Genomic DNA, 26476 nt, shown 5'->3' with positions numbered 1-26476 from the left:
GTACAGATCACCCATACAGAAGAACTTTGGTGACTCCGAGGTTCACCTGACATCCCTTTTGCGTGTGGACGGTGAGGCGGACCCGGATCTCGCTTCCGCCGTCAAGCCGCAGGTCGGCGGTATCCCCGTCTTCGAGAGAGCGGTTGGCGCTCTGCACGTCTTTACCTTCGAGTGCCACGCCGAGCGTGGTCGCGGCCGCGCAGGATCCCCCGTTCCGCACGGGTTGCGCGATGGAGACCGTGACCTTCATGCCGTCGCGTTTCATCCCGGCGGCGTCGACCACCAGGGTCGCCCCTTTGCCGTCCCCCACTTCGGTGGCATTCTCGACCCGGAAGTGCCCACCGGCGACATCCACTTCGCCGTGGTCCCGGAGATATCCCATCCACAGCAGTCCGGCCCCGGCCGCGACCAGGCACAACAAGAATGCGGCGGGCAGCCTGAGTCCGGACCGGAAGAAGTCGCCCCGGCCGGCCTGCTCTCCCGCGAGCATCGTCAGGAGTACGGATGCCAGCAGCGCGGCGCCCAGCAGCACGTACACCGGCGTGAACTGCCCTAGGCGGCCTTCTGGTTGGCGCACCAGCGTCACGACGGCGATCAGCCCGACGAGCACCGTCGGGAGGCTCCAGCCGGCGGCGCGACCCCAGAAGTGGAGGGTGTAGATGCGGCTGTTGAAATTGCTGCCGACGACGGTCCCGCTGATGGCCGTACCGCCGTCGTTCGCCCGCGCGGCACCCGTATCGGACGCGGACGCCATCGGTTCCTTGGGGTGGCCTTCGCCGTCGACCACCGGATCAGGCATCGGTGACTCCGGAGTTGGCGGTGCCGCCGCCCTCGGCGGTGGCGTCACCGGTCCGTTCGGCCCGCGCGGACGCGACGCCGCCCGCGTTCCCGCCCAGTCGTACGCCGCTGTTCGCGGAGCCGCCACCGTTCGCGACGGCCTTGCCCGTGTCGACGGCCTCAGCCCGCAGACCGGGGCGGTCCTGCCGGTCCTGCCGCCACAGCATGGGCAGGAGCAGCGCCGCGATTCCGGCCCCGGCCTGGACCGAGGCGCCGACCAACTGCCCGGCGTCCGGATCACCCAGGAGCCAGACCAGCGGTGTCGAGACGGTGACCACCGACCCGGCCGTGACGAGCACAATTTTCTGCCAACGAGTCACGTCCTGCTCACACCCCCGTGAAGGATGGATGACACGGCATCAGACACTAGCGCGCGGGAGCGGCCGGGGTCATGGCTTCAATCCGACTGGTTGACGCCCGGTGAGTTCATCGACACGATCCAGAGCCAGAACTTCGGCGAGACCGGGAGCCATCTTCCGAGCCTCAAGGCGGCAACTGAAAGGGGCTGCCCTGCTCAGGCCGTTGCAGGCTGCGGGACGCTACCGACGGAGGTGGCTCCCCCCGACCTCGGCGGAGAGGCGGCTCCCGCTGACCTTGAAGAACTCACCGCCCTGCCCGAAACCTTCCACATCCCCGTCCGCGACCTCGGCTACCGTCCCATCTGGGACTACCGCATCGACCAGCTCGGCATCCAGGGCTCCCACGCCGGCGCCCTCCTCATCGACGGCACCTGGTACTGCCCCAACCTCCCCCAGTCCCTGACCACCGCCACCGCCGACCTCCTCACCAAAAAGATCGACCGCACCACCTGGCGCGCCCGCATCGACGCCCGCGCCTCCTACCGCCTGCGCCCCAAAGCCGCACCCGACCACCGCGGCGCCCGGCGCATGCTCTGCCCCGCAGCAGGCACCCACCCCACGGTCGCCTGCCCCGTCAAACGCCGCAGCCTCGGCCGTGACCCCCACCTGCCCCTCGTCGATGTCACCCCCACCCCGGCACGGCACCCCGAGGTCTGCCGCCGCGAGTCTCTCACCTTCCACCGGGACATCGGCATCCGCTACTGGCAGGAACTCGACCACGGCCTCGCCCCCTGGGTCCACCACTACTTCCGCCTGCGCAACCGCGTGGAGCACTTCAACGGCTACGCCAAGGACCACGAAGCCATCGAACGCTCCCGCACCCGCCGCATCCGCGGCATCGCCCCCCAGTCCCTCCTGCTCTCCTTCCAAATCGCCCACGCCAACCACCGCAAACTCGCCAGCTGGCTCGACACCCTCCAGACCAACGGCCAACCCGCCCGCCGCCCCTCCAACCGCCACACACTCAAACACCCCCACCACTGGACCCCGAACGGCTACCTCCCCGACACCACCCCGGAACCCTGACCCACCCCAACCCCCGCACCCCACCTGACCAGCACAAACAGAACTGGCCCTCTGCGAACCCGCAGAGGGCCAGACTCACTTTCACCACAACAACAAAGCCGGTCAAAGCAACAAAGTGTCGCTTTGACCGGCTCTATTTGGTCGGTTGACCTTTTCGCCGTCATCGGGCCACCCGGCACACAAGGCCGGACGCTCTGGCGCCTGGGCCCGGACGATTCCGAGATCCCGGTCGAGTGGCAGGTCGACCTGCAGCCGACACCCCCCGAGGTCGATCGTTCGATTGATGAGCAGGCCGCATGGGAGCGAGGCATGCGGGGCGAGGGGCCCCATGTCAAGCTGCCGGGCGGCGAGGACCTGCACGACTACGTCGGCGGCACCGCCTGCTACCACCACCACTACGCGCGGGTCGACGCCCCCTGGCAGTTCCTGTTCAAGATCAGCGACGCGTCCGACGACGAGGATCCGTACTTCCTCAACTTCGGATACGGCTACGGATTCGGCTTCGTCAGCCCCGACCACCGCGAAGGCCGCTTCTACTGGGAGGCCTCGTAGGCGCCCGACCGAGACACGAAGCCGGCAGCGCGAAGTCCGGCCGGCCGGCACAGAATCCCCGGTGAAGATCATTCGGCAGACAGCCGAGATCATCTGTCGCAGGACAGCCGTGCTCTGCCGGGCGGCCAGGTGGACAGAGTCCTCTGGACCGGCCTGAGATGGCCTCCGGTCAAAAGGTGCGGGATGTGCACAGGCATGAGTCCAGACCGGAGGACCCGTCCCCGACCCGCAGCTCTGCGCGGCCATCGTCGACCGCCTCACCTTCCGCGGCAACCTCGTAGAGACCGGCGCCGAAACTCGGTGACGGTGCACCTGCGGGCACGACGCCCGGCCCGGATCGGCATTGGATCCGGGCCGGCCGCGGATGCCGACCGAGGTCGGCGAGGGGGCGTCAGACGGCGGGCTTCGCGGTCATCAGCGCCGTGATCTCCTCGGCGAGCTGCGGTCCCAGCTCGCCCCAGCCCTCCTTGTAGCCGTAGACGCCGGCCAGCGTTCGGGCCTCGTAGTCCCCGTTCATGACCTCGATGTCGTCCGCCGTGATGAGCGCCGGGTGGGCGACCCCGACGGCCGAGGAGACCTTCAGCAGTTCCTTGCGCAGGGTGCGCAGGTAGACCGCGGCCCGGGTGGACTTCGAGGCCGGGTCGACGCCCCGGGCCAGCCACGGGTTCTGGGTGGCGATGCCGGTGGGGCACCTGTCGGTGTGGCACTTCTGCGCCTGGATGCAGCCGATCGACAGCATCGCCTCACGGGCCACGTTGATCATGTCCGCGCCCAGGGCGAAGGCGACCGCGGCGTTCTCGGGCAGGCCGAGCTTGCCGGAGCCGATGAAGGTCAGCCGGTCGGTCAGCCCCAGCTCGGCGAAGGTGCCGTAGACCCGGGAGAAGCCCATTCGGAACGGCAGGGACACCGAGTCCGCGAACATCCGCGGCGCCGCCCCGGTGCCGCCCTCGCCTCCGTCGATGGTCACGAAGTCGACCCCGCGGTCGCCGCGCGCCATCAGCGTGGCCAGCTCCTGCCAGAAGCCCATCTCCCCCACCGCGCTCTTCACCCCGACCGGAAGGCCGGTCTCGGTGGCGAGCTGTTCGACGAAGTCGAGCATCGAGTCGACGTCATGGAACGCGGTGTGCCGCGACGGCGAGGCACAGTCCTTGCCGACCGGGATGCCGCGGATCTCGGCGATCTCCGGGGTCACCTTCGCGCCCGGCAGCATCCCGCCCAGGCCGGGCTTGGCGCCCTGGGAGAGCTTGATCTCTATCGCCTTGACCGGAGCGCCGGCGACCACGTCCTTGAGCTTGTCCAGGTTGAAGCTGCCGTCCTCGTTGCGGCAGCCGAAGTACGCCGTACCGAGCTGGAGCACCAGGTCACCGCCGTTGCGGTGGTGCGGCGAGAGGCCGCCCTCCCCCGTGTTGTGCATCGCGCCCGCCTGCGCCGCGCCCTGGTTGAGCGCCGTGATGGCCGCGCCGGAGAGCGAGCCGAAGCTCATCGCCGAGATGTTCACCACGCTCGCCGGCCGGAACGCCTTGGCCCGCCCGCGCGGGCCTCCCAGCACCTTGGCCGAGGGCAGCGGCGCCTGCGGGTCGTGCATGTCGGGCAGCGTGCCGGCGAAGGTGCGCTGCTTCAGGTAGGCGTGCCCCTGGACCTGCTCGACATCGACCTCGGTGCCGAACCCGAAGTAGTTGTTCTCCTCTTTCGCCGACGCGTAGATCCAGGTGCGCTGGTCACGGCTGAACGGACGCTCCTCCCCGTTGGAGGTCACGATGTACTGCCGCAGCTCCGGCCCGATCCTCTCCAACAGGTACCGGGCGTGCCCGACCACCGGGAAGTTGCGCAGCAGGGCGTGCCGCTTCTGGATGAGGTCGCGGGCGGCCAGGACCGCCACCGCGGTCGCGGCGGCCGCGCCGATCTTCCGGGCTTGCATGATCGTTCCTCCTCGATGCACGGCTCCATCGCAGTGCGGCGGAGCCGAGGGTCGTGCTGGGTGGTGGACGGCGAGCGCCCGGCCGAGCGGCCGCCACCGTCCGTCGAAGAATGCGGAACGATCGTATGAGTCCGGGCGGCCGTGGGAACGGCATGCTCTCCGAGATGTTGATCACCGGGGTTCCGTTTTTGTGCGGCGGTCGGCGGTTACGGCGGGCCGGGCGGCGGTGCTCCGCGGGGAAGCGGCCCACGGCCGTCGAAAACGCCTTCGAGAATGTCGGTGGTTCGTGACAGTGTTCTCCCTGCTCACCCCATCTGACGGAGAAACCTTGACGATCCGCCGTACCTTCCTGATCACCGCTGCCACGGTGCTCGCCCTCTCCGCCGTGGCGGCCTGCAACGACGGCGACGCGGCGCCGGCCTCGACAGCCGCCGGCGCCCCGGCCACCACCGCGGCGACCGCGACGACGACCGCGAGCAGCACGCCCAGCACGACCGCGACCGCGATCTCGCAGACCCCGACGCCCACCGCGACCGTCACACCGACGCCGACGCCGACGCCGACTGCCACCGCCACCGGCGCGCCGGTCGACGCCTCCGGGGCGTTCGACCCCGCCCTGGCGCTGGCGAACGCCGACCGGACGCCGTACGCCGCCACCGAGACCATGAAGACGACCGCGATGGCGGACGGCCAGGGAACCGTGATCACCCAGAGCGGCCGGGTCAACTTCTACACCCCGACCCGGGAGTGCAGGATCGAGACCAAGATGACGATCGGCGACAGCGATGCGCCCGTGCTCTGGATGGAGTCGGTCAGCACCGGCAAGGCGACCTTCATGCGCGACCGGACGAAGCCGGGCAGCGCCTGGAGCCCGGCGGACACCGACGACGACGAGGCCGCCCCGGCCGACGGGCTCGCCACCGCCTACGCCAAGGCCCTCGCCGACGCCGGCCCCGCCGCCCGCAAGGGGATGGAGCAGAAGAACGGCGTCCCCGCCTACCACCTCGGCGCCCGCCTGACGGCCGGCCAGATCAAGGACGTCGACCCCGAGGACCACAAGAAGCTGGCCCGTCAGGGCGTCAGCGCGGTGGACCACGACATCTGGATCGACCGGGCCGGCCGCGTCCTCGCCCAGACGCAGTCCATGAAGGTCCCCCGCGGCGGCACGACCGTCACCTCCGTCATCACCGTGGCCTACTCCGACTTCGGACCCCGCGAGACCTTCCCCGCGCCGACCACCGCCGCCAGCTGAGAACGCGTTCGCCCGGGCCCGGAAGGCGGCGGCGGTCTCCTCGGGCTCGTCCGGCGGCATCTCGCTGCAGGCCAGGCGGGAGTGGTCGTCGACGGCGTTGTGCGCCGAACCGGGCGTCCCGTCGCGCGGTTCAGGTGGGCCGAGCGCCGGGTGCTCCACGTCGACGGCCAGGTCCCCTCGGGGTTCGGGCGCTAGCCGGTGCAGGTGCGGTCCTTGGCGGGCAGCCGGCCGGTGGTCAGGTAGCGGTCGACGTCGGCGCTCGCGCAGGACGGGCCGGCCACCACCACGCCGTGGCCCTCGCCGCCGGCCACCGTGATCATCCGCGCACCGTGCAGCGCCCGGCGCATGCCCTGGGCCATGGCGAGGGTCGCCTGCGGGTCCCACTGGTTCTGCACGATCAGCGCGTCGACGTCGTTGTTCACCACGGTGGCCGGTTCGGCGGCCGGCCGCTTCCAGAACGCGCACGGCTGGACGTTGGCGCCCAGGTCGCCGGCCAGCGGGTACCGGGCCCGGTCCCGGACGGCGTCCCGGCGGTACTGCTCGGGGCCGCGCGGCCAGTCGCGGGTGTCACCGCAGAAGACGGCCCACGTCATGGCGGCCTGGTTGTCGGCCGCGTCGATCGCGTCGGCGGGCCGCACGGCGTCCCCGCGCGCGCCCGCGTCGAAGGCCGTCGGACCGGCCGGCCCGCCCTCGGCCGCCGCCTTGAGCGCGACGATCCATGGCGTGACGGCCTCGACCCGGACGAAGTCGGCGTACCTGATCCGGATGTCGTCGCCGCTGAGCGCCCCGCCCTCCGTCGGCACGGGCGTCCGGTCGGCGTGCGCGACCAGGTCCCAGAACGTCTTCCGGACCTCCGCCGGAGTCGCGCCCAGCCCGTACACGGCGTCGCGGGCGGCGGCCCACTCGGTCCACCGGGCGAAGGCGAGTTCGGCACCCGGCGCAGCCGCCCGGAGCGTCCCCCGCCACGCGAGGGCCGGGTCGAGCGCGCTGTCCAGCACGAACCGGTCCGCCCGCCGGGGGAACATCTGCGTGTAGACGGCGCCCAGGTAAGTGCCGTACGAGTAGCCGAAGTAGGAGATCTTCCGCTCCCCCAGCGCCGCCCGGACGACGTCCATGTCCCGGGCCGTGTTGCGGGTGGTGATGTGCGGCAGCGTGTCCCCCGCCTTGGCCCAGCACTTGTCGGCCACCGACCGGGCCCGGGCCACGTCCGCGTCGAACGTCTCCGCCTTGTAGGGGTGGTACGGGACGCGCTCGTCAGCCGTCAGTCCGCAGCCGATCGGCGCGCTCCGCCCGACCCCGCGCGGGTCGAAGCCGACCAGGTCGAACCGGTCCCGCACCTCCGCCGACAGCAGCGGCTGGATCTCCACGGGCAGGCTCAGGCCGGGGACGCCCGGGCCCCCGGGGTTCATCAGCAGCGCGCCGTGCCGCTGCTTGGCGCTGCCCGGCCGGATCCGCGAGATCGCGAGGTCGATGGTGCGGCCGGCGGGGTCGGCGTAGTCCAGCGGCACCGTGACCTTCGCGCACTCGAACCCGGCCGGACCGTCCACGTCGCAGCGCTCCCAGCGGAGCTTCTGCTGCGCGTACGGCTGCAGCGGGTCCCCGCCCGCCGCGAAGGCCGTCACCGGGGTGAGCGCCGTGAGCACGGTCGTCACCGCGCCCACCGTCAGCAGGGAAGTCGTTCGTCCGTGTCGCAGTGCCATGCCCGCCCTCGGTGCCGGAATCGGTGTCTCAAGATCACCTCCAGTCTCCGGTCCGGCCTGCCGTTCCCCCTCCTGCCCGGGGACGGATCCGTGGTCCGACGTGTGGCGGAGAGAGCCCGGCCCGTACAGGGCCGTGGTCTCACTCGACCCCGACCCCCGGGTCGGGGTCGACGGCCGCCGGAGGGTGGTTCCGCAGGCCGGCCCGGCGGCGAACTCCGCCCGGCCGGAGCGGGGTTGGCGCCCCGCCCCGACCCCGAACCGCACATCAGGGTCGACGACCGGTCAGCCCTCCACCGGCGGACGCGCGAAGACCGCGGCCCGCACGGCGGGCGGCACGGACGGCGGGCGGCACGGACGGCGGGCGGCACGGACGGCGGTACGGTCGGCGGCAGCATCCGGTCGTGAGGCGGGGCGAACGGGGAGACGGAGCACGCGGAACCGAACGGGGAGGGAGGGGGCGGGCCAAGCCCGAGCGGGCAGCGGGGCGGCGGGAGTTCTCGGAGGCGTTGCCGTTCGCCGGCGGTCGACGACCAGGACGGCTCAGGCCAAGCCGGAGTCCGACGGACGGAGGCGTCGGGCTGCGGGCCGTTTCCCGGGTTCACGGCCGCCGAGCCGGTGAGAGTCAGCGCCGAGGAGGAGATCCGCCGAGACCTTCGGAAGCCGCTCGCGCTGGACCTGCGGCCCGGCGGCGGGACAGCACGGGAGTGTGCGCGTGCGGCCTGGCAGCCGTGTGGGGTGATCGGAGGGCGTACACCGCACGGCACCGAGCAGCAGCACCCGGACGTCGAGATCACCGCCCCGGCAACGGTCGTCCTGTTGTCGGTGTTCGCGCCGTCCGTGGCCGGGCCGGGAAGGCTCCCGGGGGACGGGGAACAGCCCCAGTGCGCGCGCCGGGCGCGAAGAAGTGCCCGCGAGCCGGCTTGAGCGCCTGGAGCACGCGCTCCGCCGGGCGGGTGGCAGGCGGCGGCGCGCGTGTGGGAAAGGGCGCGGGCGCGTAGCGGAGGCCGATAGCTTCGCGGGCGTCCTGTTGTGCGTGTTCGCCGGAAGGGCCCGGTCACTTGATGGAGTTCCACGAGCATCGGCGCGCCACGGCCTGGATGCGGACGGCACCCGGCGTCACCGCGGCGCGGGCCGAAGCCCCGCAGCTCGGCGGCGAGGAGGTGCCCGACGACGGGTGCGGCGCGGGCCCCACGAGTCTGGAGCCCGGTCGGCTCCACCGCCGGGTCAGCGGCGTCGATCCGCAGGCGGTTGCGGTGACCGACGCGGAACTGGCGGCGCTGGGCGATCCCATGGCGGTGCTGTTCTTCCGGCGGGGCGTGTTCCCCATGACCGTCCAGGAGCTGCTCGCCGGCCTGCCGCAGCCGCCCGGGGGCCTGCCGAACGCGGTCTACCTGATCGGCGAGGCCGGGCAGGTCCCGTTGAACGCCTCGCCGTCCCCGTTCCGCGACTTCCGGTTCGCCATCACCCGCACGGCCCTGCAGGGCAACGACGTCGACCTGCTGATCAGCACCGGTGCGGGCGACGACCCCGCCACCACGTTCCTCCAGGTCGCGGCCTGGGACCCGGACGCCGGCGTGTTCAACTACTACTCGCGCATCGACCCCAGCTGGGTGTGGTCGGGGGACTCCTGGGCGGCGCTGGCGGAGGGTTCCCGCGGCCGGGGCTGCTTCGACAGCCATATCAACGGCAGCGTCGTGATGAAGGAACTGGCCCTGCCGTGGAGCAACTGGCAGTCCCAGGCCGCCACGATCAACCTCCCCGCCGACAGCCCCGTGCGGGCCGACCCGCTGTTCGCCCAGGTGGTCGGGGCGGAGAACCTGGAGCTGACGGTCCGCGCGCTCGTCGGCCGGTGGACGGCGGCGCGGCTCGCGGCCGTCACCCGGACCGGCACCGTGGAGCGGCCGGACCACCTCCTGCGACAGCTCTTCACCACCACCTCGGTCAACCTGGCCAGCAGCGCCGTCCAGAGCGCCGCCGTCACCCCGGCCGGCCGGGACTTCCCGCTGCCGGTCGGCTTCTGGCTGAACGGCGACGCCCTGATCAACGACCTCGCCCTGCCGGTCACCGCCTCCGTGCCCCTGGCGCCCGCGGACCTCTACCTGGCCGCGCTGACCACGTTCGGCTTCCGCCTCCAGGAGCGGGCCAGCGGCTTCACCCGGCCCGGCGACACCTTCTTCGCCTTCGTGGTGCCGGAGGCCGCCTTCGAGGACAACGACGTGATCCGCCGGATGGTGGAGGGCGGACTCCTCCCCGCGAAGTTCGCCGCGTGCGCGCTCATGGTCGACTTCGGCAACCCCGTCTTCAGCGCCGACCGGGCCCGCCTGATGGCGTACGTGCCGACCGGTCCCACCCCGGCCGCCGGCCTCGCCGAGGAGGTCGCCCGGGCGATCACGGAGGCGGCCGGCACGCTGCCGGCCGGCAGTCCGGAAGCGCGGTTCGCCGCCGACTGGGCGCTGCCCGACGCCGACTGGCCGCAGGCCTTCGCCGACCGGATCGACACCTACCTCGGCCACGTCTCGGCCCGCATCGGCACACGGGCGGGCTTCGAGGACTACGTGCGCCTGGCGGAGTCCCGCCGCCGGGACTTCAGGGCCATGCGGCTCAACGAGTTCGACCTCACGCTCCCGGCCACCGACATCCCCGCCGACGCGCCCCGCCTGGCCATGCTGGAGGACGCCACCGTCGCCCCCGCTCCGTGACCTGACACCCGGCCCACCCGTCCGGCCGCGGGCCCGCTCCCGGGCCCGACCACCGCAAAGGAAGCGCGCATGACCAAGCTGCCCTCGTACAACCCGCCCGGCCACCTCACCGACCTGGACGGCGCCGGGCTCAAGGCCTGGGACACGTTCATCAGCGACAGCGTCGACCGGGCCGCGCAGGGCCCCGACCCCAGCGAGGTCCTCAACGACAGCCCTCGCAGCCAGTACTACAACCTCACCCGGACCGATACCGACGCGGACGCGACCGAGGCCACCGTCACCTGGACGGCGTTCCCCCGCACCATCAAGCTCACCTCGCTCGGGGACCTCCAGCGCTGGAAGCGCGCGGACGCCAGCCGCGACGTCCAGGACGAGTACTGCGAGTGGAGCGTCACCCGCGGCACCGACGGGAAGATCACCAAGGTCACCTTCACCTGCGAAGGACCCGAGTACTGGTCGCTGCTGGCCCAGACCGACCCGGCCGCCGTCCTCGCGCTCTACCGGCAGTTCGTCGACCCCGGCGTGCAGCACGGCGACCTGTTCGCGGTGGACGGCACCTACAATCCGCGCAACCGCTGGAACGACTCGACCTCGCACGGCGCGATGCACCTGGTCCAGCGCAACAACACCCTCGGCGCGGAGATCGAACTCGCCGCGGCCGCCACCATCGTCCGGGTCATCGACGGCGAGGAACTCACCACCGAGCAGCAGTTGGTCCAGTGCAGCATGTACGGCCAGGCGGAACGCAACAGCGACCCGCACATCGGCGGCTCGGTCAACGCGATCGCCCGCCAGAAGGCCGACATCGCACTCGCCGACCCGGTCGGCCTCTACTTCAACGACCTCTCCACCGACGGCTGGGCCGCCCCCGACGGTTCCGACCCGAAGGACTACTGGACCTACGTGCGCGGCGACGCCGACCACCCCGTGCGCGCCGTCTACGAAGTCCCGCAGGAGCGGGGGTTCACCGTCGGCGACATCACCATCAACGGCAAGCCGATCCAGTTCGGCGCCCAGATCACCGACTTCATCACCATCAGGCTCACCGCGGTCGCCTGCCGCTTCGGCCGGAGCACCACGGAGCCGAAGACCGCCTGCGTCCAGTTCATCCAGCCCACCCCGGCCGCCGCGTCCGGCCTCGCCGCGGAAGCCGTGCCGACCCTGCGCCTCACCGCACCGCCGTCCTCGGTCTCCCGCCGCTGACCGATCGCGATCCCGCCGGCCGGGAACCCGGCAACCGGCCGGCTCCCGGACCGAGACCCGCCGGGAGCCGGCCGCCCGGTCGTTCCTCCCCGTCGTACCGGTCGAGCCGCGGACCCTGGAATTCCACTCCACCGAGGAGGCGCCATGTCCCACCCCCGTCCCGGCCGCACCGGTCGCGCGGCCCGGCCGCCCCGCGCCCGCCGGCGTACCGTCACGGCCGGCCTCGCCCTCGCGGCCTGTCTGACCGTGACCGCCGCCACGGCCGCCCCCGCGGACACCGCCGCCCGCGGGCCGCTCGACCGCTACTACGGGCAGCACCTGGACTGGCACGGCTGCGCCCTCGGCCCGGACGACGAGGTGGGCGCCGACCTCGAACGGGCCGGTGCCCGCTGTGCGGAGGCCACCGTGCCGCTGGACTACGGCGATCCCGGCGGACGCACCGTCACCCTGGCGCTCTCCCGGATCGAGGCCGCCGACACCCGCCACCGGATCGGCGCGCTGCTCCTCGACGACGGCGGCCCGGGCGCCCCGACGCTCGGCGCGCCGCCCCGGGTGCACGCCGCGCTCAAGGAGACCGCCGGCCGCTTCGACATCATCGGGGTGGACGCGCGCTTCGCCGGCCGGAGCACCCCGGTGGACTGCGGCTGGCCGGACGGCGGCTTCTTCTCCGCCGGGACCGGCCGTGCCTCCTTCGACCGCCAGGTCGCCCTCCAGCGGGACCGCGCGGCCAGGTGCCGTTCGGCGGCCGGCGACCTGCTGCCCTACGCGGGCACCCGCGACGCCGCCCGGGACCTGGACGTGGTCCGGGGCGCGCTCGGCGAGCGCAGGATCTCCTTCCTCGGCCTGTCCTACGGCGCCTACCTCGGCACGGTGTACACCCAGCTGTTCCCCGGCCGCCTCGACCGGACGGTCCTGGACAGCGCGCCGGACCCGCGCCACTCGGGACCGGCGCTCCTCCCGCACCAACTGGCCGGACAGGAGGACGCGTTCGCCGACTGGGCGAGCTGGACGGCGGCCCGCCACGACACCTACGGGCTCGGCCGGACCCGTGAGGAGGTCGCCGCCGGGATCCTGCGCACCGTCGAGGCGGCCGCGGCCCGCCCGCTCGTCGTCGGCACCGGCGCCGACGCCCTCGCACTCGACGACACCCGGGCGCCGGTGCTGCTCTTCGTGGGTCTCCAGGGCGACTCCGACCCGCAACGGGCGGCCCTCGCCGAGCAGATGGCGCTGCTCGCCGACGCCGCGGCGGGCCGGCCGGCCACCCCCTCCGCCCCGACCGCCGCCCTGCTGCGCTTCCTGTTCGGCCCGCCGGGGGCGCAGATCGGCACCGCCATGCAGGCCGTCCTGTGCGCGGACCGCGCGGCGCCCCGCGACCCCGAGGACTACTGGCGCCGGATCGAGGCCGGCCGCGCCGAACACCCGCTGTTCGCCCCGCTGCTCGGCAACATCAGTCCCTGCGCCTTCTGGGACGCGCCGCGCGAGGCGCCCGTCGAGGTGCGCCGCGACGCCCCGGCGCTGATCCTCTCCGCCACCGGCGACCCGCGCACCCCCCACCGCGACGCCGTCGCCCTGCACCGGATGCTGCCCTCCTCACGCCTGCTGACCCTCCAGGGCGCCGACCAGCACGGGCTCTACGGGCTGTACGGCAACGCCTGCGTGGACGACACGGTCAACGCCTACCTCGCCTCCGGCCGCCTGCCGGACACCGACCCGGTCTGCACCCGCCACCGGCCAGGGGCCGTCTTCGACGGTGGGGCCGCCGTGCTGTTCGAGGCCAAGTCAGTGTTTGAGGACGCGCCAGGAGGAAGGAGGGGAGCTGAAGATGCAGGCTGACAAATCGCCATTCCCGGGCAAGGCCACGCAACACCCTCACAGGTCCGAGGCGTCAATCCAACGATGACCTCGCAAGGTGAGCCGTCGGCCATGCCGGGTCCAGGTCCCCCGGCGACGCCCGCAGCGCGGCAGCCCGAGGCGGGATCACGGGCTCGCGGGCGCCGAGATCCGCACGGGCACGGAGCAGCGGTGCGTACCCGACAGCGTCACGAACCCGTTGCCCGTCAACCGCCCCGGTGGGGTCAAAGAACACCGTCCCGGTGCAACCGGTGGGCACCTTCCCCGAGGTGGCGGCCTCGGCCCCGAACGGCAGAAGCAGAGCGACGCAGCCGGCCCATGCCGGGCTGCGCGCGCGGCGCCGCGCAGGACATCGTCCAAGACGAGCTCTGCCGCGCCGTCTTCAGGCGGGATCACCCGTCGTTTCCCTTACCGGAGTACGACGGTGACGCCGTACTTACGGAGGAGGTTCACGGTCGCCTCGAAATAGGACAGGCCGCCAAGATGGTAGAGGATGTGCCCGGCGAGGGCGTGGCGGGCGATATCGGCGTGGTGCCAGACGAGGGTGAACGGGGGGACGACGGAGGGGCCGCCGCCCAGGCAGTCCGCCACCGAGTCGAGGCATGTCCCGTAGTTCGCACCGGGGCCGAGCAGTGCTTCGCCGAGCGCCAGGAGCATGCCGGTCCTGCCGGTGATGTGCCGTCCGTCCAGGTCGTACGTCCCGCCGGAGAGGCCGTGCGGCCCGCATGAGCCGGTGCGGGTGAGGTCCAGCCACTCGGACTGCCCCTTGGCGTCGAACTGTGCCCACTGGTTACGCCGGGCGGGAACACCGTCGGACCAGATCTCCCAGACGGGGCGGGCGGCCAGGGTGGGGCGGTCGTCCCCGGGGTCGGAGAGGGTGACGTCGATCAGGCTTCCGCCGAGAACGGACGGCCGCGCCTCGACGATGTGCAGGTCGAGGCGGTGCCTGGTCATCGTTCGGCCATGGCGGTCGAGGCGCCAGAGCGCGATCGAATCGCCCGTCCGCGGAAGGGGACGGCGCAGCAGGGCCAGCAGCGGTTCGGCGGGTTCGCAGCCGATCAGGTGCACGGGCTCGCTCGGCCGCCGGGGGCGCGGGGTGAGCAGGCCGGCAACGGAGCGGCAGCTGCCCGAGGGACCGCTCTCCGACAGCGATGGGAGCCACAGGTCGAACCGAGGGCTCGCAGGCAGCTGCTTGCTGCCGCAGAGGTCGTCCTCCCTGACGCCGGTGCCTACGACGATGTCCACCCGCGCGGGATCACCGGGCGTGGGCCACTGGGCCAGGACGGCCATATCCTCCAGGTCCCAGATTCGGAAAGGCCCGCCGTTCGAGGGGTCCGTGGGCTCGATCCAGAGCGTCCCGTTCCCCAGCAGCCGCACAGGCTGAGCGCTGTCCGTGACGGCCTGGGCCAGCAGGCTCTCACGCGGGCAGCCACGAAGCGTCAGAACCTCTCGCGACAGCGGAGGCGGGTCCACGAACAGACCTTCGACCTCCGCGCACCGCCCCCACAACACGCCCTCCTCCGCATCGCCGATATCTCCCCGCACCAGGAGATACCGGACTGGGAAGTCGCGCTTCCATCCCACGTGTTCCTCAGACCGCACGCTTCTCCCCGGTCACCAGGCTGTCTCGGCGCGCCAACCCTACGGCTCGCTGACGCCGAAGCCCTCCGAATATCGCGTGCTCGGATTGACGCTCCCTGCCAGCCAAGTCGCCCGACAGGGGCTCTGAGGGCCGCAGGCCGCCCCAGGCGGCGATGCTGTTCGACACCGGGATCGACACCTCCTGGGACGACCGGGGACGAGCGACACGGCGCGCGTTCCGGTCACTCGCCCGAGAGCTACCGCCCGCACGGTAGGTCAGATGCCCTCTACGACTCGTTGAACAAGACTTCTGCACAACAGCTGCAACCACCGTAGTCAGGGGATTCATACGTTATGCCACCATTGCTTCGTGCCAATAGGTTCTGGTTGTCGGCGGGGCAGATTGGCACGAACTTGGGATTCACCTGAAGGAGGGTCGAATTCTTGAGGGAGAATACTGACGTGACGGCATCGAGGCCGTGCTCGCGAATCCCTTGCTGGATGAAGTCAAATGCATCGTAGGTGTGCCCGCAGTCGCACTCGATCGGGGAGAACCTGAAGTTTGCAACTTCGACACCCAGTTCCGCCCTGATCCTTTCGGTTTCCTCTTCAGATATCAGGCGGAGTCCCGCGCGGCGGGTTCGCTCCGGCGTCCAGAGCCACTCCTTGATGGCTTCAGCCTGGGCGCGGGTCAGGTAGAACGAAACCGAAGCACTACTTTTGATCACAGCCTTGACAATATCTATGACGGCCTGGTCGTCCGCCGAAGCCACCAGCTTTCCGGTGGCAACCATGTTGTCGATCTCTGTCAGCAGCTTCATGGTGTCTGCTTCTCCAGTTCTGGGTAATCTCCAGAATCGTCTGGGAATCGCGCCGGAGCGCGCGCCATGCCACCCGCTGGAAACTAGGTGCGGGTGGGATTTCAGAAGGGGTCCACCTGGCCTGTGTGGGCTGCCTGTTATCAGTCTGCGATGTCTCGCGACCACCCCGCAACAGGACTGGCGGGGAGTCCTTGCGCTCCAGCGGAGGCCGAGGAGGTGAGCCCATGGCGCGCAAGCGCCCCTCGCCACCCAACCTGGCGAATCGGGCATCGCTGCCCAAACGTTGATCGGATGCCCTCTTGATCCGGAAAGGCGGCCTGGTCGCCGTCCTGGCCGCTCGCGTGGCGCTGCGGGGCGGGGCGGGGCCGGCCCGGAGGCGGGTCGCGGTGACGGGGATTGGCAGAATCCCGGATTGCTGTCCGCCATGGACGGGACAAGGATGGCGGGGCATGGAGACACACGATCCGTTGCCGCAAGAGGCGTACACCGCCGCCGAGTTCGTCGACTGCCTGCGGCGGCTCAAGGAACAGACCGGCCTGACCTACCGGCAGTTGGAGTTCAATGCCGAGCAGTCCGGGGACGTGCTGGCGCGCAGTACCGCTGCGGACATGTTGCGCCGGGATTCGCTGCCGCGTCCGGAGGTGGTGCTGGCGTTCGTGCGGGCCTGCGGCAGAGGTGAGAGCGCCGCCGTCTGGTTGGGCGCCAGGAACCGGCTGGCCACCGCCGCCGCGGCCTCCGCGCCGCTTGGCGCGGAGCCGTCCGGCCGACTGCCGTTGCCTCCCGACGGGCGGCGGGGAGGGCGCGGGGGCGGCCGGCGGACGCTGGCGGTCGCCGTCGGCGCGGTGCTGATGCTGGCAGCCGTGGGCGCCTGGGCGCTGCTGCCCGAGGGCGGCAGCGAGCCGGACTCACCGGCGCGTGGGGCCGGCCCCACGGCGTCCCTCGCCGTCCCGGCCACCGCGTCCCCCGGCACCGGCCCCGCCCCGGCGGCGGGCCTCTCGCGGATCCGGCCGGCGTCCGCCCCGCAGCTGTGCGTCACCGACGGCCACGACCGCCTGGGGCGCTACCGCAGCGAGGTCGCCGTCCAACGGGAGTGCGCCGGTGCCACGCCGCCGGAGACCTCGCTGGTCCCCGTGGGCCGCACCGGCTCCTTCTACATCCAATGGCGCCATCCGGTCCACGGCGACGGCTGCCTCACGGCGCTCGGCAGCGGTCACGTGGTCGAGGGCCTGCTCGAACCCTGGCCCTGGGAGAGCTGTTCGGCGGACCGGACCAGCCAGCACTTCCTGTTCGAGCCTCTCGGCCGCTCCGGGGCGGAGGGCTACCGGATCCGCGTGGTGCACAACGGCCTGTGCCTCGGTGTCGCCGACGTCGATGCCGAGGCCGGTGCCGAGGCCGGTGCCGAGATCGCCCAGCAGCGCTGCACGGAGGCGGCCGGCCAGAGGTTCCTGGTGGACGCCGTCGGCTGACTGGCCGCCGACCGCGGCACGGCGGGCCGGGACGGGTTCTCCGTCCCGGCCCGCCGCTCGGCGAGCCCCCGTTCGCCTCCGGTCGGAGGAACGACCGGATGTCGTACGACGTACCGGTTGACGCGGCGCCGGCCCGACCGGCATCGTTCCCGTCTGTTCGGACACATGATCAGCAGGACGGCATCACCGAGTGACTTCGATCCCGCGCGCCACCCGGGCGGCCCTCACCACCGGCCTCGCCCTGTCCCTCGTCATCGCCGTCGCCGCCGCGACCGTACGGGCCGCCGGCGGTGCGTGGTCACCGGCCGACGCCACGGCCACGGCAGGCCCGGACGAGCGGCTGGAGTCCATGACCGGGCCCCTCCTCCTGGAGACGGCGCAAGCCGAATTCCGCAAGGCCGCCTCGGTCACCATGACGGGCTTCGCCCTCAAGGACGAACACCGTGCCACCTTCACCGTGTCAGCCGATCGCGAGGGCAACTGCACCGCCACCACGATCCAGGAGGGGCAGGGCCCCAGCCGGATCGCGCGCGTCCAGGGCGAGACCTTCGTCAGGATGGACCCCCAGGCATTCGCCCGCGAGTGGGGCGAAGCGATCGCCTCCAGGTTCGGCGGCCGTTGGGTCCGCCTGCCCGCGGGCCGCACACTCGACGGTGTCGGCGGGTTCTGCGACCTGACGACGGTCCCCGTCGTCGGCACCACGGCCCCGGCCACCCAGACGCTCTCGGGCGCGGGAGAGTCGGTGGGCGGGACGAGGAGCATGAGCTTCCTCGTCACGAGCCCCGACGAGCCGCCGTTCATCGCCTACATCGCCAAGCAGGGCCCGCCGCGTCCCGTCCGCGTGGAGACACAGGCCTACGACTTCCAGGTCGACTTCAGCGCCTACGACCTGCCCGTCTTCGTGACCGCTCCACCCGCCGACCAGGTCGTCGACCTCGCGGCCCTGACGGAATCCCCCTCGTAGCCGGGTCCGGGCCACGGGGTGAGGGCACCGGCGAACGACCGTCGGGCCTCGGTGGTCATGTGCCCGGACCTCGCGGGAGGGGTGGGCAGGTAGGTGGACAGGGAGTTGAGGTCGATGATCAGGGCGGGCCAACGCGCCGCACGGCAGGATGGACCCGTGCCGAAGAACCCCCCGGAATCGATGCAGCACCACCTCCGTCAGCGCCTGAACCACCGCGCCCGTGAGCGATGGCCGCAGGTGAACGCCATCACGGTCCGCTTCCACTCCGGATTCGCCTACGTGGCGGCCGAGTTGCCCGGCGAGCGGATCGTCCCGCTGTGTCGCCTGCGCTTCACGGGCGTGCTGCACACCTGGGGCTTCGCCCTCCATCTGGCCGGCAGCAACACCTACAAGGACAACGTCCTGCCGAGCGGCCTGCCTGCCGGCTCCGCCGAAGAGGCCCTCGACTGCGCAGGCGACCTCTACCTCGACGCTCTCGCGCCGGGCGGCTCCGGGCCGATCCGTGTGCCCGCGGGACTGGTCATCCTCGTCGGCCCTCCCGCCTCGGGCAAGACCAGCTTCGTTCGGGCACTGATCGAGCGTCGGCAGATCGACGCGGAAGCCGTGGTGTCCAGCGACGGGATCCGCGCGGAACTCTTCGGCACGTCACCCGCCGACGCGGACTCGGAGGCGGCGGACGGACGGATCTTCGAGGAACGCGACCGCAGGATCGCCGCCAGGCTCGCGACCGGACACAGCGCAGTCGCCGAGTCCACGAACGTCACCCCGCAGGCGCGCGCACGACTCATCGCCCTGGCCAGGCGCTTCGACGCCCCGGTGACCATACTGCGATTCGACCCGGACCCCACCGACCTCCTCCAGCAACACGCGGAGCGAGCCCGCACTGACATCACCGCCGCAGACGTCCGCTCCTACGCCGCGATCATGGCCCGACACGCCACCGCCGACCAACTGCGCTCCGAGGGCGCAACCGCCGTCCACGACGTCCCCGGACGCCGCCAGGCAACCGCGCCCGCCGAAGCCGCCGCGCAGTTCGAGTTCGCCTGACACGACCGACGTGTCCGGGCTCGCCCTCCGGCGCCCCTCCACGAACGTGCGCGGTGCAGCAGCAGCCAGCCTGTGGTGGCGTTCGGTCAGTTGTGTGCGGTGCGCAGGTCCGGGCCGGGGCCGACCAGATCCTGGGCGTTCGTGGGCGGTGTTCTCGCCCAGGGCTGATCGCATGCGCGGCGGGTGTGGTCCAGTCGGCGTCCGGGAGCGGTGCGGGATCGGGGACGACCCGGGCCGCGACTGGATGCGACGTGCACGAAGGTGTGAGACCTTGAGGTGCTGGTACTGCGGCCCGGGCGCCTGTGCCCCGCTGGAAGCGGTCCGGCCCATCTCGGCAAGCCCTCGGCCACTGCCGGCTCTCCCCCGCACACCCGTGGTGCCGGCAGGGCGTGGGAATCAACGCTTCGGGAGGTATCCGATCATGAGAACACGACGTATGGCAGGCGTGGCAGCGATGGTGGGCTGCCTTCTGGCAGCCGCCGTCCCGCTGCAGTCGGGCACGGCCATGGCCGACACCACCTGTTACGGGCGATGGACGCTGACCACGGGCACCGATTCCGGTGCCGGTGGCCACCAGATCTGGTGGGTGACGCTCAGTAGCCCGAACATCGCGCCCATCAACGGGGAGTTCAAGACCGGAACGTGGTCCGGGAGCGAGATCCAGAACGGCGCCACGGGCCACAGCGGCTGGCGGACGGGTTCCTGCGAGAAGGCCCGGGACGCCGGCTACAACTCCTTCTCCGTGGCCTATGACCAGGAGTTCGCCGACCAGTGGGAGATGGTGGGCGCCCGACTCGACGTCTCGACCACGCCGGGAGACTCGGGAATCTTCAAGTCCTACTTCTGGTCCGGCAGTACCTGGCTCCACGACGACGACGTCTTCACCTACAAGTGGGCCAGGATCCTTCAGGCATCCTGATCCGGCCCCCGGAGGTCGGCAGGGCGGGCCCGAGGGGCGCCGCCCTGCCGATCCCGGCCCCACGTCCCGTTCGGGCAGATCAACGAGCAGGTACCCGCCGCATCGGAGCTGGACTGAGGAACCGTCATGTGCCGTCCGGCTCCAGCGGCCTGGTCCGCAGGCGGGCGCGGGCCGCCCGGCGGTGGAGCCGGCGCTGTTCGGCCGCCGCCCAGTGGGCGGCGCGGGCCGGGTCGAGGGGGGTGCCGTGGCCGACGTGGAGGCGGGTGGGCGCGAGGGCGAGCATCGCGCGGAGGCTGGCGAGATTGGTGAGCGGGTCGTCGTGGAAGGGCGGGTTGGCGGGGCGGCTCTCGATGAGTCCCATGAAGGAGTTGGCGATGAGGTCGCCGGCCACCAGGTCGCCGTCGTCGGTGAGGACGGAGACCGAGCCCGCGGTGTGGCCCGGGGTGGGGATGACGCGGCCCTCGACGCCGAAGTCCGCGAGGCCGGTCTCACCGTGGAGGACGATGTCGGGCTCGAAGGGTTCGGCCTGTTCGTGGAGCTTCGGACTGCGGGCCATCAGCCGTCCCATCGGGCCGGTGGGCAGGTACGGTTCGCGGACCCGGCCGGTGCGGTAGGGGCCCAGGTCGGCGGCGTGCGCGGCGATCGGCGCGCCGGTGAGGCGGCGCAGTTCGGCGGCGGAGCCGAAGTGGTCGATGTGGCCGTGGGTGACGACGACCAGGCGCACGTCCCGCGGGTCGACGCCGTGGGCGGCGACCTGTTCGACGATCCGCGGGCCGCTGCCGGGCGTTCCGGCGTCGACGAGGACCGGGTGGCGGCCGAGCAGGAGGTAGGCGTTGACGGCGTGCCGGCCGAGGACCGGGATGGGCAGGATTCTGGTGCGGGACAACGGGGTGGCTCCTCGACGTGCGAAGGGGATGGTTCAGCGGGCGGTGGCATGCGGCCGGAAGCGGCGCCGGTACTCGGCCGGGGTGGCGCCCAGGCGGCGGCGGAAGGCCCGGTGCAGGGTCTCCACCGACCCGAGTCCGCTGGCAGCCGCGATGTCGGGCAGGCTGCGGGCGGATTCCTCGAGCAGGCGGCGGGCCGCCTCCACCCGGACCGCCTCCAGGTAGTCGGCCGGGGTGCGGCCGGTGCAGTCGCGGAAGACCCGGGCGAAGTGGCGCACGCTCAGGTGCACCCGGGCGGCCATCGCCTCGACCGGGATCCGCTCGGCGAGGTTGTCGTCGATCCAGCGCCGCAGTTCGTCGATGCGGTCGTCGGCGCTCGCCTGGAGGGAGAGCGGCACGCTGAACTGCGTCTGCCCGCCGGGGCGTTTGACGTACATCACCATGGCGCGGGCGACGTCGAGGGCGATCGCCGGTCCGTGGTCCTCGGCCACCATGGCGAGGGCGAGGTCCAGGGCCGCGGTCACGCCCGCGCAGGTCCAGATCCGCCCGGCGCGGATGAAGATCGGCTCTGGGTCGACCGCGATGTCCGGGTACCGCGCGGCCAGGTGGTCGGCGGTGAGCCAGTGAGTGGTGGCGGGCAGGCCGGTGAGCAGTCCGGCCTCGGCGAGGAGGTGGACGCCGGCGCACACCCCGCCGACGCGCCGTGCGGCCGGGGCCTCGGTGGCCAGCCATGCGACGACCTCGGGATCGACGACGGCCCGGTAGCGGCCGCCGTCGTTCTCCATGGCGCCGGCCACCAGGAGGGTGTCCACGCCCGGGCGCAGCTCGGCCAGCGACCGCTCGGCGACCAGGCTGATCCCGGCGGCGGTGGGCAGCGGGCCGCTCCGCACGGCGGCGATCTCGACCCGGTAGGCGGGTGCGTGACCTTCCAGCAGGCGGGAGGCGACGGAGAAGACCTCCGCCGGGCCGGTCACCTCAAGGAGTTCGACTCCGGGGAAGGCCGCGATGACGACGGCGCGCGGTTCGGGCATACGGCGATCCTTCCGCCGCACGCGCCATGGCCGCAATGCCGGGGTTCTGTCAGATCCGGCCACCGGCCACGACCGGCGCCGGCAGGCAGGGCGGGCCGGGCGGGCCGGGGGGAAATGCCGACGAGGCAGCCGACGGTCGTCGGCTGCCTCGCGGGCGGAGCAGGGTGGTGCGGGCGGAGCAGGTGGCGCGGGCGGAGCAGGTGGCGCGGGCGGTGCGGGCGGTCAGCGCACGCAGGTGACGATGACCTGCCAGTATCCGGGCGAGATCACCTCGTTCTCCTGGCTGCACTGGTCATCGGTGAACCCCGCGGCGTGGGCGGCGGCCCAGGCCCGGGGGGCGGCGACGGACGGGTTGACGCCGTAGGCCTTGAAGTACCTGATCGTGGTGGCCGACGCGCTGGTGGCGGTACCCGCGAGGCCGAGCAGGGCCGCCGTGGTGAGGGTGACGGCGGCAATGCGGCGAGGGAGCGAACCCATGGCTGTTCTCCACATTCTCTGGTGGATTGCGTGGGGGTTCGGTGCACGTGCTGTGTCACTGCAAGGAGGGACTGTAGCAACTGATGTGACTGTCCGACAGATGTGTGACGGCCGACCTTGATCGGTCAGGGGCGTGGGTGCGGTGCGGGGGCCATGGCGCACAGGGCCGACGGGCAGCAATTCCAGAAATGTATTTCAAAGGCCCTTAAAGGCATTTTTATACGTTGCTACCGTTCTCTCCGCGCCATACGAACGGAGAACGAGGAAATGTTCACACTGGAAGACATGCCGGAATCCCGCATCGCCTACCTGAGGCGCGTCGGCCCCTACGGCGCGGCGAACGCGGTCCACATGGAGAAGCTCAAGTCCTGGGCCGCCGAGCGCGATCTGCTGCGGACCGACACCGCCGTGCTGGGCATCGCCCGCGACGACCCCGCCCGCACCCCGCCCCACGCCTGCCGCTACGACACCTGCCTCCTGGTCTCCGACGACACCGACCTCCAGGACCCCGAGATCGGGGAAAGCCGTCTCACCGGCGGCCGCCACGCCGTCCTCACCGTCGCGCACACCTCCGAGGCCCTCGCAGAGGCCTGGAGCGGGCTGTTCGGCGACCTCGCCGCCCAGGGCTTCGCCTTCGACGCCGCGCGTCCCGTTCTCGAGCGCTACCGCCCGAGCCTCCTCGCCCGGCACCTGTGCGAGATCTGCGTCCCCGTCCACTGACGCGGGACGGAGCGGTGGTCGACGGGGGTGGACGGTCTCAGTTCGCTTCGGCGGACGGGGTCCAGCGCAGTGCGGTGAGGTCGGGCACGACCAGGTCGGCCTGGGCGAGGTCGCTCGGACCGTAGGTGGTGGTGAGGGCCACGCAGCGCAGGCCGGCGCCCTTGGCGGCGAGGACGCCGGCCGGGGCGTCCTCGAAGGCGAGGCCGTCGGCCGGGTGGACGCCGAGCGCCCGGCAGGCGGCGAGGTAGCCCTGCGGATCGGGCTTGCCCGCGCTGACGTCCTCGGCGGTGACGATGACCCGGAACAGGCCGGCGCCGCCGACGTGGTCGAGCATCGCGGTGGCGTGGATGCGCAGGGCGGAGGTGACGACGGCGAGGGGGACGCCGTGGGCGTGCAGGTCGGCGAGGAGGTCGACGGCGCCGGGGACCGCGAACGGCGGCGGGCTGTCGGAGCCCCTGAGGTAGCCGACGGCCTCGTCGAAGAGCTCGTCGACGGTGTGACCCGGGAAGTGGTGGAGGTGGTCGGCGAGGGCTTCGTGGCCGCGCCGTCCAGTGAAGGTCGCCAGGACCGCGTCGTCACAGGGCACGTGGTGGGCGGTGAACAGCCGGGTCCAGGCGGCGCGGCTGCGGTGTTCGGTGGCCACCAGGGTGCCGTCGAGATCGAAGAGCACGGCATCGGCGTGGAGACGGTGCAGCTCGTTCACGGCGGTTCGTCCTTCGCTTCGGGTGTCCGGGGCGTGTTCAGCCGGCGACGGGCGCGCCGCGTCGACAGAACACCATGACCGACGGAGCCGTCGCACCGCCGCGCCGCCCGCCCCGCCCGCGCCGGGCGCGGCGGTCAGGGGCGGTCGAGGGCGGTCGAGGGCGGTCAAGGGCGGCGGTCAGGCGCGGCGGCTCCACTGGGGGCGGCGCTCGACCGACTCCAGCGCCCGGACGGGCACCTCCCCGGCGAAGCGGGCCACGCCCCGGTGGATCTCGTCGAGCGGCAGCGGGCGCTCGTGGACGATCTGGAACTCGTACCGCAGGTCGCCGCGGGTCACCCAGAAGACCCGGCGCTGCCGGTAGCCGGAGTCCCGGAGCCGCTCGAAGTCCAGCTGGTGGACCTCGACGGTGCCGATCTCGAGCAGTTGGATCTCCGGCCAGGGGGCGTGGAAGCGGGCGCCCGTCGCGTGGAAGCCGGCCGCGTCCATCCGGAAGTCGGGCACCAGCGTGCCGCGCAGGACGGCGGCCAGGCCCAGCAGGCCGCCCGCCACGCAGAGCAGGCAGAAGGCCCAGAAGAACACCAGCGCCGCGACCGGCGGATCGTCCCAGGAGAGGATCATGTTGAGCACCACCAGGCCCAGCGCGATGGCGACGACGCCGCCGAACGCGGCGGAGCCCCTTGTGTCCCCGCGGATCTCGTACGGCTCGTGGTCCACCGGCACCGCCATCGCCCCCGCCCCTGTCGTGCGGTCCATGATGCCCCGCGGCCCGGTCCGGCACACCGGGTTGGTGGCGGTCCGTCATACCGGTCGGGGCTCCGCCTGCACGGCACGCCCCGCCGCCGCGGCTCGGAGCGCGGCGGCGGGGCGTGCGAGGGGGTGCGCCAGGGGGGTGCGTGAGGGGATCAGATCATGAGGTCGGTGGTGGAGAAGCCCCAGCCGCTCTTCACCGCCGCCGCGAAGGTGGCGTTGCCGTTGAGCGTTCCGGTGCCGGTGTGGATCCACAGGGTGCCGGTGGCATCGCGGGCGAGGAGGTCGGGCTTGCCGTCGCCGTTCACGTCACCGGGGGCGAGGACGGTGTCGTAGATCTGCCAGCCGCTCGCGATCCTCACCTTCGCGCCGACCGTGCCGTCACCGTTGCCCGGGAGCAGGTACAGCGAGCCGTCGTCGAACCGGGCGACCAGCTCGCGCTTGCGTCCGGCTGCTGCGGACCACCGACCTCACCGTCGACGCGATCGCGGCGCGCAGCGGCTACGCGGACGCCCGCGCCCTGCGCCGGGCGGTGCGCCGCTGGTACGGCGACACGCCGGACGCGCTGCGCCGCGCGGGAACGACCGGTGCGGTGGGCGGTCCGCCCTGAACGGGCGCCGTCGGCGTGAACTCCACGGCCCTCGACGGCGGGCGGGGAGGCGGCGCCGGCGTTGGGGTTCGGGTGTTCGCCGTTTCCCGGCGTTCCCGGCGGCCCCGGCGGTCGCGCGGCAGGGTGCGTGGTGCGAGGGGGGTGTGCGCGGCTCGTCACACTCCCCGTGCGGGAGGGTGCGCCTGACCGCATTCGGACGTGGAGAACCCTCCGGGGCGCCCCCGAGGCCCCGTCCGGCGGGCCCGGGACCTTCCAAACCGGCGCGCGAGGGCCCGCGCGCCGGTCCGCGCGCCACCGGGCGCCATCCGTCCGGTCTTGGCAGGGATCACCGCCACGGCGGACGCTCTGTGCTCAACCGATCGTCGGTTGATCCGTCCACCAGCCTTTGGAGGGCCCTTCATGTCGTTCCCGCGTGCCCGAGTCGCCGTCGCCGCCCTGCTCGTCGCCGGAGCCACCGCCCTGGCCGTCCCGGCCCAGGCCGCCGGCGGCCACCGCGCCCTGAGCCACTTCGACGACGGCAGCTTCGAGACGCCCAAGGCCCCGGCCAACGCCTTCACCAATCTGACCGCCGGTCAGGCCATCGGGCCGTGGACCGTGACGGCCGGCAGCGTCGACCTGATCGGCGCGGGGTTCTGGCAGGCCGCCGAGGGCGACCAGTCGCTGGACCTCAACGGCGGCACCAACGGCGCCGTCACCCAGAGCTTCACCACCGTCCCGGGCACCACCTACTCCGTCACCTACGCGCTGGCCGGCAACCCCGGCGGCGGGCCGGCCCTGAAGACCGGCCGGGCGCTGATCGACGGCCAGAACTTCCAGGACTTCTCCTTCGACGTCACCGGCCGGACCCGGACCGCCATGGGCTACGTGGGGCGCCAGTTCACCTTCGTCGCGCAGGGCTCGTCCACCACGTTGGGCTTCACCAGCACCGTCGCCGGGGCGTACGGCCCGGTGATCGACAACGTCCAGGTGACGGAGTGCAAGCCCTGCTGCGGGTGAGCGGCCCCGCCTGACGGCCGGCGGCCCGGCGGGAGCCGGGCCGCCGGGCAGGCGGCGGGGCTGCTGCGCCCGGGTGATCCGGCCCTGGTCGGGCTCGCCGGGCAGGCGCTGGT

The 26476-nt window shown here is 72.4% G+C and carries 25 protein-coding genes; 13 read left to right on the top strand and 12 right to left on the bottom strand.

Going from position 1 to position 26476, the window contains the following annotated elements; all coding sequences use genetic code 11:
- Positions 1-7 precede the first annotated feature (7 nt).
- Positions 8-799 carry a hypothetical protein gene (locus ABTX81_RS32910; RefSeq protein ID WP_350553320.1) on the bottom strand — a complete coding sequence of 264 codons (792 nt, stop codon included), beginning with the start codon at positions 797-799 and terminating at the stop codon, positions 8-10.
- Complete coding sequence (locus ABTX81_RS32905) at positions 792-1157, bottom strand: hypothetical protein (protein ID WP_350553318.1); 366 nt, start codon at positions 1155-1157, stop codon at positions 792-794. Before ABTX81_RS32905 ends, ABTX81_RS32910 begins: the two co-directional genes overlap by 8 nt.
- Positions 1158-1388: 231 nt before the next feature.
- Between ABTX81_RS32905 and ABTX81_RS32900 the strand changes: the two genes are divergently transcribed.
- A complete protein-coding gene (locus tag ABTX81_RS32900) occupies positions 1389-2222 on the top strand; it encodes a hypothetical protein (protein WP_350553316.1) in 834 nt (277 codons plus the stop codon).
- A gap of 309 nt (positions 2223-2531) precedes the next feature.
- Complete coding sequence (locus tag ABTX81_RS32895) at positions 2532-2774, top strand: hypothetical protein (RefSeq protein ID WP_350553314.1); 243 nt, start codon at positions 2532-2534, stop codon at positions 2772-2774.
- Positions 2775-3165: 391 nt separating this feature from the next.
- Here ABTX81_RS32895 and ABTX81_RS32890 read toward each other — a convergent pair whose 3' ends face one another.
- Positions 3166-4692 (bottom strand): FMN-binding glutamate synthase family protein, encoded by a 1527-nt coding sequence (locus ABTX81_RS32890; RefSeq protein ID WP_350553312.1) that lies wholly within the window; start codon positions 4690-4692, stop codon positions 3166-3168.
- A gap of 328 nt (positions 4693-5020) precedes the next feature.
- Between ABTX81_RS32890 and ABTX81_RS32885 the strand changes: the two genes are divergently transcribed.
- Positions 5021-5944, top strand: coding sequence for a hypothetical protein (locus tag ABTX81_RS32885; RefSeq protein WP_350553310.1), 924 nt, complete (start codon positions 5021-5023; stop codon positions 5942-5944).
- Between the two features lie 191 nt (positions 5945-6135).
- Here the strand turns inward: ABTX81_RS32885 and ABTX81_RS32875 are convergent, their stop codons facing one another.
- Complete coding sequence (locus ABTX81_RS32875; protein WP_350553308.1) at positions 6136-7596, bottom strand: alpha/beta hydrolase; 1461 nt, start codon at positions 7594-7596, stop codon at positions 6136-6138.
- Between the two features lie 1109 nt (positions 7597-8705).
- Here ABTX81_RS32875 and ABTX81_RS32870 point away from each other — a divergent pair.
- The 3 genes from ABTX81_RS32870 (at position 8706) to ABTX81_RS32860 (ending at position 13379) form a co-directional block, all read left to right on the top strand.
- Positions 8706-10343 (top strand): hypothetical protein, encoded by a 1638-nt coding sequence (locus ABTX81_RS32870; protein WP_350553306.1) that lies wholly within the window; start codon positions 8706-8708, stop codon positions 10341-10343.
- A gap of 69 nt (positions 10344-10412) precedes the next feature.
- Positions 10413-11546: a DUF8225 domain-containing protein gene (locus tag ABTX81_RS32865; RefSeq protein WP_350553304.1), complete on the top strand. Its 1134-nt coding sequence runs from the start codon at positions 10413-10415 to the stop codon at positions 11544-11546.
- 144 nt (positions 11547-11690) lie between these two features.
- Positions 11691-13379 carry an alpha/beta fold hydrolase gene (locus ABTX81_RS32860; RefSeq protein ID WP_350553302.1) on the top strand — a complete coding sequence of 563 codons (1689 nt, stop codon included), beginning with the start codon at positions 11691-11693 and terminating at the stop codon, positions 13377-13379.
- Positions 13380-13805: 426 nt separating this feature from the next.
- On the opposite strand, the gene ABTX81_RS32855 is transcribed toward ABTX81_RS32860, so the two are convergent.
- Positions 13806-14642 carry a barstar family protein gene (locus ABTX81_RS32855; RefSeq protein WP_350553300.1) on the bottom strand — a complete coding sequence of 279 codons (837 nt, stop codon included), beginning with the start codon at positions 14640-14642 and terminating at the stop codon, positions 13806-13808.
- A gap of 623 nt (positions 14643-15265) precedes the next feature.
- Complete coding sequence (locus ABTX81_RS32850; protein WP_350553298.1) at positions 15266-15799, bottom strand: hypothetical protein; 534 nt, start codon at positions 15797-15799, stop codon at positions 15266-15268.
- Between the two features lie 449 nt (positions 15800-16248).
- Here ABTX81_RS32850 and ABTX81_RS32845 point away from each other — a divergent pair, with 449 nt between their 5' ends.
- The 4 genes from ABTX81_RS32845 (at position 16249) to ABTX81_RS32830 (ending at position 20195) form a co-directional block, all read left to right on the top strand.
- Entirely contained in the window at positions 16249-17265 is a 1017-nt protein-coding gene (locus ABTX81_RS32845; RefSeq protein ID WP_350553296.1) for an RICIN domain-containing protein, read from the top strand.
- A gap of 190 nt (positions 17266-17455) precedes the next feature.
- Positions 17456-18229, top strand: a complete 774-nt coding sequence (locus tag ABTX81_RS32840) for a hypothetical protein (RefSeq protein WP_350553294.1) — start codon at positions 17456-17458, stop codon at positions 18227-18229.
- Positions 18230-18385: 156 nt separating this feature from the next.
- On the top strand, positions 18386-19276 hold the full coding sequence (locus ABTX81_RS32835; protein WP_350553292.1) for an AAA family ATPase: 891 nt from the start codon (positions 18386-18388) through the stop codon (positions 19274-19276).
- A 436-nt stretch (positions 19277-19712) separates the two neighbouring features.
- Positions 19713-20195: a hypothetical protein gene (locus ABTX81_RS32830; RefSeq protein WP_350553290.1), complete on the top strand. Its 483-nt coding sequence runs from the start codon at positions 19713-19715 to the stop codon at positions 20193-20195.
- 124 nt (positions 20196-20319) lie between these two features.
- On the opposite strand, the gene ABTX81_RS32825 is transcribed toward ABTX81_RS32830, so the two are convergent.
- The 3 genes from ABTX81_RS32825 to ABTX81_RS32815 form a co-directional block, all read right to left on the bottom strand.
- Positions 20320-21081: an MBL fold metallo-hydrolase gene (locus ABTX81_RS32825; protein ID WP_350553288.1), complete on the bottom strand. Its 762-nt coding sequence runs from the start codon at positions 21079-21081 to the stop codon at positions 20320-20322.
- Positions 21082-21114: 33 nt separating this feature from the next.
- Positions 21115-22110: a GlxA family transcriptional regulator gene (locus ABTX81_RS32820; RefSeq protein ID WP_350553286.1), complete on the bottom strand. Its 996-nt coding sequence runs from the start codon at positions 22108-22110 to the stop codon at positions 21115-21117.
- Positions 22111-22332: 222 nt separating this feature from the next.
- A complete protein-coding gene (locus ABTX81_RS32815) occupies positions 22333-22587 on the bottom strand; it encodes a hypothetical protein (protein WP_350553284.1) in 255 nt (84 codons plus the stop codon).
- A gap of 153 nt (positions 22588-22740) precedes the next feature.
- Between ABTX81_RS32815 and ABTX81_RS32810 the strand changes: the two genes are divergently transcribed.
- Positions 22741-23307 (top strand): AraC family transcriptional regulator, encoded by a 567-nt coding sequence (locus tag ABTX81_RS32810; protein WP_350553282.1) that lies wholly within the window; start codon positions 22741-22743, stop codon positions 23305-23307.
- A gap of 37 nt (positions 23308-23344) precedes the next feature.
- On the opposite strand, the gene ABTX81_RS32805 is transcribed toward ABTX81_RS32810, so the two are convergent.
- The 3 genes from ABTX81_RS32805 to ABTX81_RS32795 all read right to left on the bottom strand — a co-directional run bounded on the left by ABTX81_RS32805 (position 23345) and on the right by ABTX81_RS32795 (position 25191).
- Positions 23345-24010 carry an HAD family hydrolase gene (locus ABTX81_RS32805; RefSeq protein ID WP_350553280.1) on the bottom strand — a complete coding sequence of 222 codons (666 nt, stop codon included), beginning with the start codon at positions 24008-24010 and terminating at the stop codon, positions 23345-23347.
- Positions 24011-24187: 177 nt separating this feature from the next.
- The gene (locus ABTX81_RS32800) at positions 24188-24763 is read right to left on the bottom strand and encodes a hypothetical protein (protein WP_350553278.1); all 576 of its coding nucleotides are present in this window, start codon (positions 24761-24763) and stop codon (positions 24188-24190) included.
- Between the two features lie 149 nt (positions 24764-24912).
- Positions 24913-25191, bottom strand: a complete 279-nt coding sequence (locus tag ABTX81_RS32795; protein ID WP_350553402.1) for an FG-GAP repeat domain-containing protein — start codon at positions 25189-25191, stop codon at positions 24913-24915.
- Positions 25192-25208: 17 nt separating this feature from the next.
- Between ABTX81_RS32795 and ABTX81_RS32790 the strand changes: the two genes are divergently transcribed.
- Both ABTX81_RS32790 and ABTX81_RS32785 read left to right on the top strand, forming a co-directional pair.
- Positions 25209-25367 (top strand): helix-turn-helix domain-containing protein, encoded by a 159-nt coding sequence (locus ABTX81_RS32790; protein ID WP_350553400.1) that lies wholly within the window; start codon positions 25209-25211, stop codon positions 25365-25367.
- Between the two features lie 399 nt (positions 25368-25766).
- Positions 25767-26363, top strand: a complete 597-nt coding sequence (locus ABTX81_RS32785) for a choice-of-anchor C family protein (RefSeq protein ID WP_350553276.1) — start codon at positions 25767-25769, stop codon at positions 26361-26363.
- Positions 26364-26476 lie beyond the last annotated feature (113 nt).

It is taken from the genome of Kitasatospora sp. NPDC097605, from assembly GCF_040302725.1.
Lineage (GTDB): Bacteria > Actinomycetota > Actinomycetes > Streptomycetales > Streptomycetaceae > Kitasatospora.
Note: the sequence above shows the minus strand (reverse complement) of the source record. Positions and strands in the feature narration are given on the sequence as shown.